This is a genomic window from Haloplanus sp. GCM10025708 (assembly GCF_042663985.1).
Lineage (GTDB): Archaea > Halobacteriota > Halobacteria > Halobacteriales > Haloferacaceae > Salinirarus > Salinirarus marinus.
Genome location: NZ_JBHSZA010000011.1, coordinates 1959186 through 1974917 on the forward strand (window position 1 = coordinate 1959186; position 15732 = coordinate 1974917).

Annotated in this window: 8 protein-coding genes and 7 pseudogenes; all 15 read right to left on the reverse strand. The window is 69.1% G+C overall.

Features of this window, described 5'->3' with window-relative positions:
- Window positions 1-65: 65 nt before the first annotated feature.
- Window positions 66-994: pseudogene (locus tag ACFQJD_RS14130) on the reverse strand (ABC transporter ATP-binding protein); the annotation flags it as partial.
- Window positions 991-2018, reverse strand: a pseudogene (locus ACFQJD_RS14135) (ABC transporter ATP-binding protein). The pseudogenes ACFQJD_RS14135 and ACFQJD_RS14130, both read right to left, overlap by 4 nt.
- Window positions 2018-3015: pseudogene (locus ACFQJD_RS14140) on the reverse strand (ABC transporter permease). The pseudogenes ACFQJD_RS14135 and ACFQJD_RS14140 overlap by 1 nt, the downstream one beginning before the upstream one ends.
- A gap of 2 nt (window positions 3016-3017) precedes the next feature.
- Window positions 3018-3964: pseudogene (locus tag ACFQJD_RS14145) on the reverse strand (ABC transporter permease).
- On the reverse strand, window positions 3961-5592 hold the full coding sequence (locus ACFQJD_RS14150) for an ABC transporter substrate-binding protein (protein WP_379799070.1): 1632 nt from the start codon (window positions 5590-5592) through the stop codon (window positions 3961-3963). Before ACFQJD_RS14150 ends, ACFQJD_RS14145 begins: the two are co-directional and overlap by 4 nt.
- A gap of 55 nt (window positions 5593-5647) precedes the next feature.
- Window positions 5648-7260 (reverse strand): annotated as a pseudogene (locus tag ACFQJD_RS14155) (gamma-glutamyltransferase family protein).
- Between the two features lie 43 nt (window positions 7261-7303).
- Complete coding sequence (locus ACFQJD_RS14160) at window positions 7304-8299, reverse strand: DUF4350 domain-containing protein (protein WP_379799072.1); 996 nt, start codon at window positions 8297-8299, stop codon at window positions 7304-7306.
- Window positions 8300-8537: 238 nt separating this feature from the next.
- Window positions 8538-8630, reverse strand: a pseudogene (locus ACFQJD_RS14165) (S49 family peptidase); the annotation flags it as partial.
- 23 nt (window positions 8631-8653) lie between these two features.
- Window positions 8654-9181, reverse strand: a complete 528-nt coding sequence (locus ACFQJD_RS14170; RefSeq protein WP_379799074.1) for a S49 family peptidase — start codon at window positions 9179-9181, stop codon at window positions 8654-8656.
- Window positions 9182-9265: 84 nt separating this feature from the next.
- A complete protein-coding gene (locus ACFQJD_RS14175) occupies window positions 9266-10033 on the reverse strand; it encodes an ABC transporter permease (RefSeq protein WP_379799076.1) in 768 nt (255 codons plus the stop codon).
- Window positions 10030-10973 (reverse strand): annotated as a pseudogene (locus ACFQJD_RS14180) (ATP-binding cassette domain-containing protein). Before ACFQJD_RS14180 ends, ACFQJD_RS14175 begins: the two are co-directional and overlap by 4 nt.
- Before the next feature lie 82 nt (window positions 10974-11055).
- Window positions 11056-12060, reverse strand: a complete 1005-nt coding sequence (locus tag ACFQJD_RS14185) for a PhoU domain-containing protein (RefSeq protein ID WP_379799078.1) — start codon at window positions 12058-12060, stop codon at window positions 11056-11058.
- On the reverse strand, window positions 12057-12965 hold the full coding sequence (gene pstB / locus ACFQJD_RS14190; RefSeq protein ID WP_379799080.1) for a phosphate ABC transporter ATP-binding protein PstB: 909 nt from the start codon (window positions 12963-12965) through the stop codon (window positions 12057-12059). The genes ACFQJD_RS14185 and pstB overlap by 4 nt, the downstream gene beginning before the upstream one ends.
- Window positions 12962-14593 (reverse strand): phosphate ABC transporter permease PstA, encoded by a 1632-nt coding sequence (gene pstA / locus ACFQJD_RS14195; protein ID WP_379799083.1) that lies wholly within the window; start codon window positions 14591-14593, stop codon window positions 12962-12964. Before pstA ends, pstB begins: the two co-directional genes overlap by 4 nt.
- Complete coding sequence (pstC, locus tag ACFQJD_RS14200) at window positions 14593-15723, reverse strand: phosphate ABC transporter permease subunit PstC (protein WP_379799085.1); 1131 nt, start codon at window positions 15721-15723, stop codon at window positions 14593-14595. Before pstC ends, pstA begins: the two co-directional genes overlap by 1 nt.
- Window positions 15724-15732 lie beyond the last annotated feature (9 nt).

Consider the following 15732-nt stretch of genomic DNA (forward strand, 5'->3'; position numbering starts at 1 on the left):
CCGAACGTCGACTCGACGCGGTCGTAGTAGGGACAGGCGATGGCGTGATCGCCGCCGACCGATTCGAGGTCGGGGTGAGACTCCCACTCGCCGCAGTCCTCGCTGGCGACGGGACATCTGGTGTGGAACTTACACCCCGGCGGCGGGTCGACCGGCGAGGGGACCGATCCGTCGAGGACGATCCGGTCGCCCTCCCACAGGGGATCGGGTTCGGGAATCGCGGAGAGCAGCGCCCGCGTGTAGGGGTGGTACGGCGGCGAGAACACCGCTTCGGTCGGCCCGACTTCGACGAGTTCGCCGAGGTACATCACCGCCACGCGGTCGGCGACGTGTTCGACCACCGAGAGGTCGTGTGCGATAAACAGGTACGCGAGGCCGAACTCCGCCTGCAGGTCGGCCAGCAGATTCAGAATCCGGGCCTGTACGCTGACGTCCAGGGCGCTGACGGGTTCGTCGCAGACGATCAGCTCGGGGTCGACGGCGAGAGCGCGCGCGATGCCGATGCGCTGGCGCTGTCCCCCGAGAACTCGTGTGGATACCGGTTCGCGTGACTCGCCCGCAGGCCGACCGTCTCCAGCAGGTCCCGCACCCGGTCGTCCCGCTCTCGCCCGCGGGCGACGCCGTGGACGTCGAGCGCCTCGCCCACCAGTTCGCCGACGGTGTGTCGCGGGTCGAGACTCGACGTCGGATTCTGGAAGACGTACTGGAGGTCGGCTCTCCGAGCCCGCATCTCGGCCGTCGAGAGCGACGTCAGGTCGTCGCCGCGGTGATAGACCGACCCCGCGGTGGGTTCCTCCAGCCGCAGGAGGGTTCGGCCGAGCGTGCTCTTGCCACAGCCGGACTCGCCGACGAGCGCGAGCGTCTCGCCCTCGCGGATTTCGAGATCCACGCCGTCCAGCGCCCGGACCCACTGTCTGTTGCCGAGAAATCGGTCGAGCAATCCCTCCTCGGTCGGGTAATGTTTCGTCAGGCCCCGGGCGCGAAGCAGCGTCACTCTCGCACCTCCACCTCGAAGTCGAGGTCGCCCGAGAGGTCGCCGGTGTAGGCGAGACAGGCGGCCTGGTGGGAGTCAGCGCGGGCGTCGGCCGCCGTTTCGGATGCGTCGACCAGCGGCGGCTCGCGTTTCGTACAGGCCTCCTCGGCGAACGGACACCGGGGGTGGAAGCGACACCCGGGCGGGACGTCCACGAGGTCCGGCATCGACCCTGGGAGGGTCGGCAGGCGGTCCCTGTCGGCTCCGAGGCGGGGAACCGACGCCATCAGCCCGGCGGTGTAGGGGTGTTTTGGGTCGTAGTAGAGGTCCTCGACGGGCGCGCGCTCGACCGCCCGGCCGGCGTACATCACCACCACCCGGTCGCACGTCTCGGCGACGACGCCGAGGTCGTGGCTCACGAACTGCACCGCGAGGTCGTACTCGTCGGCCAGGTCGTCTAAGAGTTCGAGGATGCCGGCCTCGATGGTCACGTCGAGCGCCGTCGTCGGTTCGTCGGCGACGAGGAGGTCGGGATCACAGGCCAGCGCCGTCGCCAGCACCACCCGCTGTTGCATCCCGCCCGAGAATTGGTGGGGGTAGTCGCCGTACCGCTCCCGGGGTCGGGGACGCCGACGCGGTCCAGCGTCTCGACGGCCCGCTCTCTGATCGCCGACTCGGCGAGGTCGGTCTGGGCGCGGATCGTCTCCGCGACCTGTTCGCCGACCGTGTAGACGGGGTCGAGCGCCTCCTCGGGGTCCTGAAACACCATGCCGATCTCGCCGCCGCGCACCTCGCGCAGTCGCTCGTCGGACGCCGACAGCAGGTCCTCGCCTTTGAACCGCACTTCGCCGCCCTCGATCCGACCGGGCGCGTCGATCAGGCCGAGCACCGCCAGGCCGGCGACGGTCTTGCCCGCCCCGCTCTCGCCGACGACGCCCAGTCGCTCCCCGCGCTCGATTTCGTAGCTGAGGCCGTCCACCGCCCGGACGACGCCCTCCTCGGTGTAGAAGCGGACGTCGAGGTCGGTGACTTCGAGCAGCGCCATCACCGGGCCTCCCGTCTGGAGTCGCCCTGCGGGTCGATGGCGTCGCGGACGCCGTCGCCGACGAGGTTGATGGAGAGGACGAACAGGAAGATGGCGAGGCCGGGGAAGACGGTCACCCACCACTGTCCCTGCATGAGCGTGTCGCGGCTGGCCGAGAGCATACTCCCCACTCGGCGGTCCCCGGCGGGAGGCCGAGGCCGAGAAAGCCAAGCGCCGCCGCCGAGAGGACGACGGTGCCGACGTCGAGCGTCGCCTGCACGACGACGGGCGCGATGGCGTTCGGGACGACGTGGCGGGCGAGGATGGACCGGTCGGGGACGCCGAGGGCGCGCGACGCGAGGACGTACTCCTCCTCTTTGACGCGCAGGATCTCGCCGCGGACGAGCCTGGCGTAGCTGATCCACCCCACGACGACGAGCGCGAGGACGAGCTTCCAGAAGCCCTGTCCGAAGACGGCGACGAGGGCGATGGCGAGGACCAGGAAGGGGAAGGCATAGAGGACGTCGACGAGGCGCATGATGGCCTCGTCGACCCAGCCGCCGACGTAGCCGGCGACCGCACCAAGCGGGACGCCGACGCCGACGCCGAGGGCGACGGCCACGACGCCGATGGCGAGGCTGTACCGCCCGCCGTAGAGGACGCGCGAGAGGACGTCGCGCCCGGCCCAGCCGGTGCCGAAGGGGTGAGCGAGCGAGGGCGGTTGGCTCGCGGGCGCGACGTCGGTCGTCGCGGGGGCGTACGGCGCGAGCGCGAACGGCTGGACGGTGACACCCGCGACCTCGATCGGGCGGGCGAAGACGGCGAGAACGAGGAGGGCCACGACGACGACGAGGCCGGCCACGGCCGTCCGGTTCCCGCTGAACCGTCGCCACGCGCGCGCCCGGCGACTCGCGGTTCGCCCGCCGCGGTCGGGCGACCAGTCGACGTCGGTCGTCGCGTCGGCGTCGAAGCCACGCACCCGGAGGCGTCCGCGTTCGGTCGTCGGTTCGCGTGTCATGATCAGTATCTGATCCGGGGGTCGAGCACCGAGTAGACGACGTCGGCGAGGAGGTTCGCCAGCACGACGGCCGTCGCGATCAGCAACACGACGGCCTGCACGACGGGGAAGTCGCGCTGGTGGATGGCCTGGACGAGCAGTCGCCCGATGCCGGGCCAGGAGAACACCTGTTCGACGACGACGGCACCGTCGACGAGGAAGGCGATCTGGAGGGCGATGACGGTGACGACGGCGCTCAGCGAGTTCCGCAGGACGTGTTTCACGATGACGGTGCGTTCGGACAGCCCCGCGCCCGCGCGGCGCGGACGTAGCCCTCGTTCAACTGTTCGAGCATCGACGACCGGGTCAGGCGCATCAGCAGCGCCGCCGAGGCGGTGCCGAGCGTGACGGCCGGCAGGAGCAGGAATCGGAGCGACTCGGGGGCGTAAACGGGTGCCAGCGGCGGGATGACGCGGGCGACGTTCAGGTAGACGCCGAAGACGAGAATGAGCAACATGCCGAGCCAGAAGTTGGGCGTGGCGATGCCCAGGAGCGCGACGACGCGACTCGCCTCGTCGGCGAGGTCGCCCTTCCGGACGGCGGCGACGACGCCCGCCGGGATTCCGACGGCGAGGGCGACGACGAGCCCGAGCGCGCCGAGCGCGAGCGTCTCGGGCAGCCGGCCGACGACGGCCGCCGACACGCTCCGGTCGGAGATGAGCGACTCGCCGAACTGGAGCGTGAGGGCGTCGCGGAGCCAGAGCAGATACTGCACCCAGACGGGGTCGTCGAGGTGGTACTGCTCGGCGAGGCGAGCGCGCAACGCGGGCGTGGCGTCCTGGAACTGGAGGATGTAGTCGACGGCGCTCCCCGGCAGGAGCTTCACCAGCGCGAACGTGAGCACGGAGACGCCGAACAGGATCGGAATCGTCAGCAACGCCCGTTTGACGACGTAGCGACGGAGCGTCATTTCGTCTCGGTGTAGACGCCTGCCGAGGGCGCGTAGATGCCGGCGAACTCCTCGCCGTCCAGGGGATACGTCTCGAACCCCGACACCCGGTCGTTGCGGTAGGCCTCCATTCGCCGCGCGAACCGGACGAAGATCACGGGCGCGTCCGCGACGATCCGCTCCTGGGCGTCGCGGTAGATGCGCTCGCGTTCGTCGACGTCGTACGTCGCGAGGCCCTCGTCGAGGAGGCGATCGACCTCGGGGTTCGAGTAGTGGGCGGCGTTACAGCAGGCGGGCGTCCGCTGGTCGCTGTAAAACAGGTTGCGGACGTAGTCGTCGGGGTCCCAGCCGCCGGACCAGCCAAGCGCCATCATCGCGTCCGTCTCGTTCGAACCGCCGGTCAGCACCTTCCCCGTGTAGGTGTTCCACTCGAACTGCTCGACGGACGTCTCGAAGAACTCGGTGGCGTTCAACTCCGCCGCGATCAGCTGGCAGAACTTCACCCGCTGTGGGTTCTGGTTGACGATGATGCGGGCCTCGTGTGGCGTCGAGAGGCCGAGTTCGTCGAACCCCGCCGCGAGCAGTTCCGTCGCCCTGTCGGGGTCGTAGCCCGAGTACTGGTCCCGCATCTCCCGCTGGAACGACTCGGAGGCGTACTCCTCCAGCAGGGGAGATGGGGGCGTACGCGGGCTGGCCGACGCCGTGAAAGACCGACGAGAGGATCTCCTCGCGGGGGACCAGACGGGTGATGCCCCGGCGGATCTTCCGGTTCGTGTACGGTTCGGTCGCGAGCGGGAAGACGAGCAGATCGTACCCCCGGCGACGTGTGACGTGAGGGTGAACTCCTCGGAGTCGCGCAGATCGGCCGCCGCCGACGCCGGCGGCGTGTTGATGAGGTCGACGTCGCCACCCCGCAGGGCCGCGAGCTGTTCGGACTGGCCGACGACGATGCGGAACGTCAGGGTGTCGATCGGGGGCGTCGCCGGGACGTCGCCGTCGCCCTCGAACCAGTAGTCGTCGTGTTTCCGGAGGCGAAAGAGCGAGTCGGGTTCGTGTGCCGCGAACCGATAGGGGCCCGTGCCGACGGGATCGGTCGACAGGTCGAGTTCGTCCGTCGCCGCCGCCTCGGGGACGATGGGCACGTTCGAGAGCGCGACCCGGAACGGCGCGTACCCCTCTTTCAGCGTCACGTCGAGCGTGTAGTCGTCTCGAATCGTCGCCGAGTCGTACCACAGGAAGACCAGCGACTCGCGCGGCGTCCCCTCGTAGCGTTCGAACGTCGATTTCACGTCCGCCGCCGTCAGCTCCGATCCGTCGTGGAACGTGACGCCCTCGCGGATCGAGAGCCGCCAGCGCAGTTCGTCGAGGCGCTCCACCGACGTCGCGAGCGTCGGCCGGGGAGTCCCGTCGAAGTCGACGGTGAGGAGCGTCTCGTAGACCAGCCCGAACGCCTTCGACGACGTCGTGTCGTTGGCCTGCGTCGGGTCGTAATTTTTCACGTCGGCGCTGAGGGTCGCGACGAGTTCCGAGCCCCCATCGCCACCGGCACCACCCGCACAACCGGCGAGGCCGGCGAGCGTGCCGCCGCCCAGCACACGCAGGAGGTCACGCCGCCCCGGCGCGAGTGCCCTCCCGTCGTCACGAGACATACCTTCAGAGGAACGCGGCACGCCGAAATATGCTACGGTTTGTCTAGCGTATCCGTCAGAATCCGGCCGCCGTCCCGTCCTTCCGTGGTTCGGTGGCCGCAGAGAGCGTCCCGTCGTCGTTCCGGACGATCTGTGCGCCGCCGAACTCGCCCGGCGGGAGGAGGCGCACGTCGTGGTCCCGGCGCGCGAGTTTCGTGCCGAGTCGCGCCATTCGGTCCTCGACGGCGAGCGTGCCGTCCTCGCGGTAGCGCCACCGCGGGCGGTCGAGCGCCGCCTGCAGGGGCAGGTCGTAGTCGACGATGTTCGAGAGCACCTGCAGGTGGCCCTGCGGTTGCATGTAGCCGCCCATGACGCCGAAGGCGAGCCAGTCGTCGGCGTCGAGGCGAGCGACGGCCGGTATCAGGGTGTGGAAGGGCCGCTTGCCGGGTTCGAGGCGGTTCGGTGGTCGTCGTCCAGCGAGAACGACGCCCCCGGTTCTGGAGGGCGATGCCGGTGTCGCCGGCGACGAGGCCGCTGCCAAAGCCCGCGAAGCGGGAGTTGATGTACGAGACGACGTTCCCCTCGTCGTCGGCGACGGTCAGGAGGACGGTGTCGGCGTCTTCGGCGGCCGACTGCGGGTGGCCGATCGAGACGTCGGTCAGCGCCTCCTCGCCGACGAGTTCCGCCCGTTCGCGGGCGTACGCTTTCGACGCCAGCGGCGGGATGTCCTCGTATTCGGGGTCGGTGATGTACCGGTGGCCGTCGTGGAAGGCGAGTTTCAGCGCCTCGACGAACCGGTGGGTCGCCTCCGGCGATCCGAGGGTGGTCGCCCGCGCCGAGTTCCTGGGCGACGTTGAGCGCTTCGAGGACGACCGGTCCCTGGTTGTTCGGCGGGAGTTCGAACACCTCGACGCCGTTGTAGGTGGTGCTCTCCGGGTCGACGAACTCGGGGTCGAACGCCGCCAGGTCGTCGACGGTCATGTAGCCACCGCGGGCCTGCACCTCACCGGCGATGGCCTCGGCGATGGCCCCCTCGTAGACCGGATCCGCTCCTCGTCGGCGATCGTCGCCAGCGTCTCGCCGAGTTCGGGCAGGGTGACGGTCTGTCCGACCGACGGCGACTCGCCGTCGAACAGGTACGTCTCGCGGGCGTGGTCCTGGGTGAACAGCTCTTCCCCGTGTTCCCACTGCGAGGCGACGACTTCGCTGACCGGGTAGCCGTCCCTGGCGTAGCGGATGGCCGGCTGGAGCACCTCGCCGAGCGTTCGCCGACCGAGCGTCTCGACGGTCAGTTCCCACCCGCGGGCCGTCCCCGGCACCGTCACCGTGTGCGGTCCGGTGTCGGGCATCTCGGCGTCTTCGGGGGCGACGCCCTCCTCCTCGGCGACGGCGGTGCGGACGCGGTCCCGGGTCGCACCGGCGGGCGCGTGGCCGCAACTCCGCAGGCCGCCGACGTCGCCGTCGGCGGTCCGGTAACAGGCGAAGACGTCGCCGCCGAGGCCGGTACTGGTCGGTTCGACGACGTTCAACGCGGCGGCGGTCGCCACGGCCGCGTCGAAGGCGTTCCCCGTCGCGCAGGACGGAGATGCCGGCCTCCGCCGCCAGCGGTTGGCTCGTCGCGACGACGCCCCGCCGTCCGTAGACGGTGGAGCGGCGCGACGTGAATCGGTCTAGATCAACGTTCGACATGATCCACTCGTTCGAGAGGGGGCAAGAAAAGTGTACCGTGAGACTACGCCGCGGTCGGCGGACGGGGCGCGGAATCGCCGGTCGGCGGGCGCGCCGGACCCTCGGTTCCCGCGGTCGGCGACGCCGGCGCGCCGGGGTTCTTGTCGCCGCTCACGAGGAAGTCGGCGACGTTGCCGACGAGCACCTCGTTGTCGGCGTCGTAGACGTTCTCCCGCGAGAGGAAGTCGGAGTCGCCCAGGGCGGCGACGTTGCCGTTCTGGACCGCGACGGCGTACTCGCCGGATTTCCGCGTGGCGGAGAACGTCGTCCCCTCGGAGCCGACGAGCGCGCGTTCACCGCCGGCCGTCGTGACCGGGGCCACACCGCGCATGACGACGCGGCCGACGCCCTCGCTGAGGCCGGTGCTCGCGTCCGGCGTGGCGTAGACGCTCTTGAAGTTGTTGTCGTTCTCCGCCATGTTGTAGAGGTAGCCGGAGTCGAAGGCGACGCCGTACTGCGAGGCCAGCGACGTGTGTTTGGCGCTGGACTGCTGTGGCCTGGCGAACAGCAGGCCGCCGCTGACGCGCACCGCCGGCGGGTCGCCGACGACGAGGACGCGCCCGCCCGCCTCGGTGAAGGCTTTCACGCCCGCGAGTTCGTCGCTCGTGTGCCCTCGCTGGGGGTTGGCGACGACGTAGGCGTCGGCCGCGCGGAGCGATTCGTTGAGGCTCGTTCGCTCCCCGCGGTAGAACCGCACCTGGTGGCCGTTCTCGACGAGCGTCGAGACGAGCGGCTGGATGTCGTCCGCAGAGACGGTGTTCTCGTGGCCGACGTCGACGAGGACCGTCTTGCCGGCGGCGTCGCTGTTCATCGTGATCGACCCCGATTCGGCCGTCTCGTCGGGGAGGATGTTGTTCGGCTGGTACTGTTCGTTCGTGATCTGTGCGTGTGCCGTGCTCCCCGAGTCGGCGACGAGCGGCGCGGCGGCCGCCCCGGCGACGACGAGGCCGACGACGGCGACGAACACCGCGAGATGCTTCACGACGCCAGTTGCTGACATTGCCTATCACCTCGTCTTCCTGCTGGACCGTTCCGTACACCATCAGGAACGTCGGCGCGCGGACGCCGTCGTACCCGACGGGACTCTGATCGACGACGACGGTACCGTTCGCTTGCGCGCCGACGGTGAGGATTCCCAGCCGAGTCGGTGGCTCCTTGCGAACGACTTCGTAGTCGTCGAGCCCCTCCTTCTGGGCCGCCTCGTGGACGGCGTCCTGTAGCGAGCCGATTCGGTCTGCCATCCCGTTGTCGACGGCGCGAGCGCCGGTGTACACCTTGGCGTGAGCGACCTCTGTCCGCGAGATCGAGAGGTCGTCGCCGCGGTGTTTCATCACGCTCCCGACGAACGCCCGTTTCAGCGTCTCGATCTGCGCGCGCCGCTGGTCGGCGGTCGTGGAGGCCTTGTCCGGGCCGCTCCGTATCTGGCTCGACGGGACGGGCGCGGGGGCGCTCCCCGGACGCCGACGCTCCCGACGATCGAGGCGGGCGTGACGTAGATGTTCTCGGCCGGGAGCATTCCGTAGTACGCGCCGGAGGCACCCGTCGACTGGACGCTGGCGACGACGGTCATCTCCCGGGCCGTCCGCTGGACCGCCATGTAGAGTTGTTCGCTCGCGGCCGCAGACCCTCCGGGACTGTCTACCTTCAGGACGACCGCTCGTATCGATTCGTTCTCCCTCGCCTCCCGCAGATCTTCCTGTACCGCACCGACAGACTGCGTAGAGATGTATCCGTCGACGGAGACGACGGCGATCCGACCGTCCGGACCGCTCGTCCGTTCCACGGCGACGGGTGCGAGGGCCGCACCGACGACGAGGGCAGCCACGACGACGATGGCGTACGTTCGACGCCTCGTCAACGCGGTGCCGGTGTTCCGAGACATGCTGCAGTCGGGCGGTCACTACCCATCCGTTAATAGGCTCGTGAGGCGAAAAACTCGATTTCACCTTTCGGTCGTGTCACACACTCACTCCGTGAGACCGTAGCCGCGGCGGAAGAGCGCCACGTCGAGGGCGACGACGGCGACGGTCAACCCCGAGAGGACGAGCAGCGAGAGGTGCGGGTCGACCTCCGCCTGACCGACGAAGCCGTAGCGGACGCCGTTGACCATGTAGACCATCGGGTTCAGCAGCGAGACCGCGCGCAGCGTCGCCGGCAGTTCGGCGATGGAGTAGAAGACGCCGCCGAAAAACACCAGCGGACGGACGATGAACTGGTTCATCATCGTCAGGTCGTCCCAGTCGTCGGCCCAGAGGCCGCCGACGATGCCGATGCCCGAAAACAGGAGGGTGACGACGAGGCCGAACGCGACCAGATACAGCGGCCGCGCCGCGCCGACGGACGTGAACGCCGCGCCGACGATAGCGATGAGGACGCCCACGAAGAGACCCCGCGTCGCCCCCGCGACGACGTACGCCAGCGCCATCTGCGTGTACGAGAGCGGCGACGTGAGCGCTTCGTCGATATACTCGTTCCAGCGCCCGTGGAAGATCGAGAAGGAGGCGTTCTCGAAGGCGTTGGAGATGGCTCCGAGGACGACCAGGCCGGGGAGGATAAAGAGGACGTACGGGACGCCGTTTATCTCGTTGATCCGCTGGCCGAGGATGACCCCGAACACCGAAAAGTAGAGGACGTTCGTGACCAGCGGCGGCACGAAGGTGTTTTTCGGCCGGCGGAGGAAGCGCAGAATCTCGCGGCGGGTCAGCGTCTTGAATCCGACCGGGAGGACGCTCATCGACTCCCTCCCGTGCTCTCCTGGCCGTTCGTCATCTCGACGAACACCTCCTCCAGCGAGGTGCGCGAGACGTCCAAGTCGACGATCTCGTGGCCCCCCGGTCGAGTTCGCGCACGAGGTCGGGCGCGAGGAGGCCGCCCTGACGGGCGGTGACGACGAGGCGGCCGTCGTCGAGGTCGACGCTCTCGACGTGGCCGTTGCCCGCGGCGACGTCGGGCACCGACGACGGCGGGTCGCGGAACGTCACGGTGATGGTGTCGGTGCCGCGGTCCATCAGTTCGTCCGGACTCGCCACCTCCACGACCCGTCCCGAGTCGAGGATGGCCACCTCGTCACAGAGGCGCTCGGCCTCCTCGATGTAGTGTGTGGTGAGGAGAATCGTCGTCCCCGCCTCGTTGAGGTCGGTGATGAGGTCCCAGAGGTCGTGGCGGAGCTGGACGTCCACGCCCGCCGTGGGTTCGTCGAGGACGAGCAGGTCGGGATCGGTGATGAGCGCCCGCGCCAGCAAGAAGCGCCGTTTCATCCCGCCCGAGAGCCAGTCGAAGCGGGTGTCGCGTTTCCCGTAGATGCCGACCTGCTTCAACACCTCGTCGGCGCGCTCTCGCGCCTCGTCGGCCGGGATGCCGTGGTAGCCGGCCTTGTGTTCGAGGACCTCCCGAATGGGGAAGAAGCGATCGACGTTGAACTCCTGTGGCGCGAGGCCGATGCAGTCGCGCGCCTGCCGGTAGTCGCGCTCGACGTCGTGGCCGAAGACGGCGGCGTCGCCGCCCGTCCGCTCCACCAGGCCGACGAGGACGTTGATGAACGTCGTCTTTCCCGCGCCGTTCGGCCCGAGGAGGCCGAAGAAAGAGCCCTCGGGCACCGTCAACGAGACCCCGTCGAGCGCCCGGACGTCGCCGTAGCGCTTGCGGAGGTCTCTGGTCTCGATAGCGGCAACCATCTACCAGTCACTGGGTCGTGGACGCAATTAAGGAGACTGACCTGCGGGCGGCGTGGGAGGCCCGTGGCAGTCCCGGCCGGTTCTACCGGTCGCGCAACGACGCCCGCATCGCGCGGGCGGCCACGTCGCCGGCGCAGGCGGCGGTGGTCCGGATCGACTCGACGGCGAGACGCGCCGACGGGTCGTCGGCCGCGTTCGGGTCCAGCGACTCGCGCAGGTCGGCACACGACCGCTTCACCTCGAACGCCCGGACGGCGTCGTCGGCGTCGAGGAGGGCCTCGACGGCGTCGTCGACGAGATTCCGACCCCGGCGCGCGGTCTCCGCGGAGGCGTCGACGCCGCCCGCCGGTTCGTCCCGTTCGACGGCGACGGCGACGCGGCGTGCCTCGTCGGCGACGCGGTCGAGTCGGCTCGCCGCCCGGAAGTAATCGAACAGGCGGGGACGGCCGAGGTCGAGGCCGTGGAGTTCTTCGAGACCGGTCAGCGATCGCTGGAACGACCGGCTCACGAGGTCGTATTTCCGGCGGGCGTCGTCGCGGCGTTCGACCACCTGCGCGCCGAGGTCGGCGTCGCCGTCGGCCAGCGCCGTCGTCGCGTCGTGTTGCATCGAGAGCGCGACGTACTGCAGCTGGACGAGCGTCCGCTCGATGCCGAGTTCGGCGGCGTCGAGCGGCGTCGAGAGCTCCACCGTCGACTCGGTTTCGCGCGTCACTTCGAGCCCCGTGTGGGCGCTCGTCGCGTCGCCGATGGCGCGTCGGGTCGACCCGGAGAGCGCCTCCGACGCCGACAGCGTGAACCGGTCGGCACCGACGGTGTAGAGGCTTCGAATCACGTCGCCGACGGCGTCGTCGGGGATGGGCCCGAGATCGAGCGTCGGGGACGGTCCACCCTCCGTCTGTCCCGCGTCGACGACGAGTTCGCCGTCGTGGCCGGGACAGAGCGTCAACTGCATCCCCGGTTCGATGCCGTGTTCGCGGGCCCAGTCTTTCGGGAGCGAGATCGTGTAGGTCGAACTCCCGGTGAGCTGGACCTTGCGCGTCACCATCGACATGGATCGGTCGCGTTCGCGGTCGGCATTTCGGCTCACCCGAACTTCCCGGAGACGTAGTCCTCGACGCGCTGGCTCTCGGGGTCCTCGAATATCTCGTCCGTGTCGTCGTACTCGACGAGTTCGCCGCCGGTGAGGAAGACGGCCGTCTGGTCCGAGATGCGCGCCGCCTGTTGCATGTTGTGCGTGACGATGACGACGGTGTACTCCTCGGCCAGGTCGTGGATGAGTTCCTCGATCTTCGAGGTGGCGATGGGGTCGAGCGCCGAGGCGGGTTCGTCCATCAGGAGGACCTCGGGGTCGGTCGCCAGCGCGCGAGCGATACAGAGGCGCTGTTGTTGCCCGCCCGAGAGACCGAGGGCGTTGTCGTCGAGGCGGTCCACTACCTCGTCCCAGAGGGCGGCCTGTCGGAGCGACTGCTCGACGAGTTCCCGTTCTTGTTCCTCGTCGCTCCGGCCGAGCAGTTTCGCGAGCGCTCCCGTCTCGATGTCGCCGTGTTTCCGCGGACCGTAGGCGACGTTGTCGCGGATGGATTTCGGGAACGGGTTCGGTGCCTGGAACACCATGCCGACGCGCTTGCGGAGTTCGACCAGATCGACGCCGTCCTGGTAGATTTCCTCGCCTTCGAGGGCGACGGAGCCGTCGATACGAGCCGACTCGATTCGGTCGTTCATCCGGTTGAGCGACCGGAGGAACGTCGACTTCCCACAGCCCGACGGCCCGATGAGCGCCGTGACGCTCTCTTCGGGTATCTCGATGGAGACGTCCTTGAGGGCGTGGTCGTCGCCGTAGTGGACGTCGAGGCTCTCGACGGCGAGTTTCGCCTGGCCGTCGAACTGGTAGTCGACCCACTCCGAGCGGGCCTCCTCTGCCGTTTCGCCGTTCGTCGTCTGGAGCGGCTGGTCTGTACTGCGTTCGGTCGTGGACTGTGTCGTTTCGCTCATTCGTGGAGTTTGCTGCGGAAGTAGTAGCGCGTGACGATGCCGACGGCGTAAAACGAGAGAACGACGACGAGCAGGACCAGTGCCGTCGCCCACTTGAACTGGTCCGGGTTGCCGACGTTCCCCGACGCGCCGACGCCGGCGGTGATGAGCGCGTACAGTTGGTAGGGGAGCGCGGACGTCGCCTGCAGGAGTTCGGGGTTCGCCACGAACGGCGGCGACGCCGTGAACTCGAAGCCACCGACGACGTCGGCCGTCTGACTCCCGGGGACGAAGACGCCGCCCGCCATCGTCAGGAGGATGGGGGCCGTCTCGCCGGCGATGCGGCCGACGCCGAGGATGACGCCCGTGACGACGCCGGGGAGTGCGGCCGGCAGGACGACGCTCCGGATGGTCTGCCACTTGGTGACGCCGAGGGCCACGCTCGCGTCCCGGTACTGGTCGGGCACCGCGAGCATCGCCTCCCGACTCGTGATGACGACCAGCGGGAGGAGCATGAATCCGAGCGTGAGCATCCCCGAGAGCAGCGACTTCCCGCCGCCGAACCGCGGGATGAGGAAGGCGTAGCCGAACAGGCCGAAGACGATGCTCGGGGTGCTCCAGAGGCCGTTGGTGGCGACTTCGACGGCCTGCGTGAACCGCCCGCGCTCGGCGTACTCGGTGAGGAAGACGGCGGCACCGACGCCGAGCGGGACGGCAAATAGCACCGCACCGACGACCAGCCAGATGGTGCCCACGATGGCGGGCAGGACGCCGTTGACGTCGTTCAACAACCCGACGCCGTTCATCACGAACGGCCAGTCGAACGGCCAGGTGAACGTCAGTTCGCTGCCGAAGAGGGCGATCGTCGACTCCGGCCCCGCCCCGAGGCCGACGGTGAATTCGCGGAGCAGTCCGGGGAGCCCTTCGACGACGGTGAACGCGACCAGCGCGAACAGCACGCCGACGATGGCGAGGGCGTTGAGGTAGACGAGCAGGTACGCGCCCGCGTGCCGGCCGCTGGCTCCGAAGCCGCCGTACGCCTTCGCGGACGCCCACCCGGACAGGAGCGCACAGAACAGCGTCAGGGTGGGGACGACGAACCCCGCGGTGAACGACGCCGGCTGTGCCCAGCCGAGGTTCCACGCCCACGACGGCCCGATGACGCCGCCGAGGAAGACGAGTCCAGCGAGGAGGGTGACTGCGCCAGCGGGGAGCGTCGAGCCGACGTCCTCGCGCGGGAGCGCCGTCAGCAGGAACGCGCCGCCACCGGTGACGAGGGCAGCGGCCGTCCAGCCGACGGTTCCGAGGCCGAACGTCTGTGACGCCACCAGGCCGCCGACGACGAACCAGATCAGACCGAACGCCGTCGCGGCGATCAGGCCGGCGGTCGGTCGGGGGTCGGTCGCGACGAAGCCGAGCCGGGAACCGACGCCGAAACTGACGACCGCGCCGCCGAGGAGGACGAGCAGGCCGCCGACGAGCGTCACGACCGGCACGCCCGCGATCGGGTCCGTGAGGCTTACGACGTCGAACAGGGCCACGACGCCGACGGCGAACAGGAGCGTGGCGAGGCCGGCGGCGACGGCCGCGACCGCGTCGGTGTGGGTCGTGTCCTCGTCGACGAGCGCACTCCGCGTCGCGCCCGCCATCAGGCCTCACCCCCGAGTTTGCTTCGCATCCGGGCCTCGACGTACTGCGACCCGACGGAGATGAGCAGCACGGTGATAAAGAGGATGACGCCGGCGACGAACAGCGCGCTCATCTGCAGGCCGTCGGCCTCGCCGTAGTTCCGGGCGATGAGCGAGGTGAGCGTCTCCTGTCCGTAGAACGCGTTGTACAGCGGTTTCGTGAGCTTCGGGACTCCCTTGAGCATCACCGTCGCGGCCATCGTCTCGCCGATGGCGCGCCCGACGCCCAGCAGGACGGCCGCCGAGACGCCCGAGAAGGCCGCCGGGAGGGTGATCGAGGTCATGGTCTGCCAGTCGGTCGTTCCGAGTGCGAGCGACCCGCTTTTCATCGACTCGGGGACGCTGTTCAGGGCGTCTTCGGCGACGGAGACGACCGTCGGAAGTGCCATCAGACCGACCACGACGCCGACGAACAGGTACGTCCCCTGGCCGAGCAGTTCGAACTGGTCGGACGCCCACGGACTCAGGACGGTGAAGCCGACGAAGCCGTAGACGATGGAGGGGATGCCGGCGAGGATCTCGACGCCGGGTTTGACAACCTCCCGGACGAGCGGCGGCGCGATCTCGCTGAGAAACAGCGCCGCCGCGACGCCGAGAGGACCGGCCACGAGCGTCGCGACGACTGTCACCATCACCGTCCCGTGGATCATCGGCACCATCGAGTACCGAATGGGCGGCGAAACCGCGTCCCAGTTCGTCTGGACGAACAGGCGGAGGCCGGGGACGCTCACGCCGAACACCTCCACGCTGGCGTACTCTACCGTCGGCCACGCCTCGACGAAGATGAACACCGTGATGAGCGTGAGTATCAGAATCGTCGAAGCCGTCGTCGCGAGGGTGAGGGCCCTGACGGTCAGTTCCTGGTGGCGTCCGTAGCCGTACGCCGCAGTCACGACGAAGACGGCGACGGGGACGACGGTCAGTGACGATACGAGCAGGAAGCCGACGAAGGCGGCGAGCAGACTCCCCGTCCCGAGTAACACCGTCGCGAGTGCCGACGGCCCGGCCTCGTCGGCGAACTCCCGCCCACGCCGGAACCGTCGCCGGAGCGCCGTTTGCCACCCCGAGTAATCTGCATCTGTCGAACTCATTGTATGATT